This is a genomic window from Brachyspira sp. SAP_772 (assembly GCF_009755885.1).
GTDB lineage: Bacteria > Spirochaetota > Brachyspiria > Brachyspirales > Brachyspiraceae > Brachyspira.
Map to the genome: position 1 here is coordinate 1 of NZ_VYIX01000375.1, position 519 is coordinate 519.

A 519-nucleotide genomic window follows, 5' to 3' on the forward strand; every position below is an offset into this window, starting at 1 on the left:
ATATATTAACATCACAAAGTCAGAAAAAAAATATAATAATGGTTATATATATTCTTATACTTTTCCTAATGGTTCATCATTATATTACACATTTGTAGATAAAATATACTTTTTTAGTGAAAACGTAAAAGCAATAGAAACAGCAATAAATAACATAAATACTAAAAATACCTTAAATGAAATGACAAAGAAAATAGATGACTATAATCCAAATTATATATTTACAATACAATTAGAAAAAGCAAATAGAATATTAAAATATTTTAATGTGCCTCTTAGAAACTGGAGCTATCCTAATAATTTAGTAATAGGAAGCAGTGTAAACTCAAATTATACGCATATAAATATAAGCTTTGATGCAAATTTCAGAAAATTAAAAAATAATCAATAGCACTATTTAAAATTATAAATTATAATTAATAATATTATTTTGTTTATAGGATATATAAAAATGTATTTAAAAAACAAAGCAAAAAAAATATGGTTATCTATAACATCTAATATCAATCATGATAAATT

General features: G+C 19.5%; 1 pseudogene. It reads left to right on the top strand.

The features are described 5' to 3' along the window. A pseudogene (locus GQX97_RS14590) lies at positions 1-391 on the top strand (hypothetical protein); the annotation flags it as partial. Between the last annotated feature and the right edge of the window lie 128 nt (positions 392-519).